The 567-nt window shown below is 54.9% G+C and carries 1 rRNA gene; it reads right to left on the bottom strand.

The features are described from left to right. A 23S ribosomal RNA gene (locus IE274_RS39180) occupies positions 1–567 on the bottom strand; the annotation flags it as partial.

Here is a 567-nt window from a genome sequence, read left to right as displayed (position 1 = left end):
GCCGAACCGAACACCAATATCAAACTGTAGTAAAGGTCCCGGGGTCTTTCCGTCCTGCTGCGCGAAACGAGCATCTTTACTCGTAGTGCAATTTCACCGGGCCTATGGTTGAGACAGTCGAGAAGTCGTTACGCCATTCGTGCAGGTCGGAACTTACCCGACAAGGAATTTCGCTACCTTAGGATGGTTATAGTTACCACCGCCGTTTACTGGCGCTTAAGTTCTCAGCTTCGCCACCCCGAAGAGTGACTAACCGGTCCCCTTAACGTTCCAGCACCGGGCAGGCGTCAGTCCGTATACATCGCCTTACGGCTTCGCACGGACCTGTGTTTTTAGTAAACAGTCGCTTCTCGCTGGTCTCTGCGGCCACCCCCAGCTCTGGCAGCAAGTGCCGTCACCGGAAATGGCCCCCCTTCTCCCGAAGTTACGGGGGCATTTTGCCGAGTTCCTTAACCATAGTTCACCCGAACGCCTCGGTATTCTCTACCTGACCACCTGAGTCGGTTTAGGGTACGGGCCGCCATGAAACTCGCTAGAGGCTTTTCTCGACAGCATAGGATCATCCAC

This window comes from Streptomyces flavofungini, assembly GCF_014650815.1.
Lineage (GTDB): Bacteria > Actinomycetota > Actinomycetes > Streptomycetales > Streptomycetaceae > Streptomyces > Streptomyces flavofungini.
Note: the sequence above shows the minus strand (reverse complement) of the source record. Positions and strands in the feature narration are given on the sequence as shown.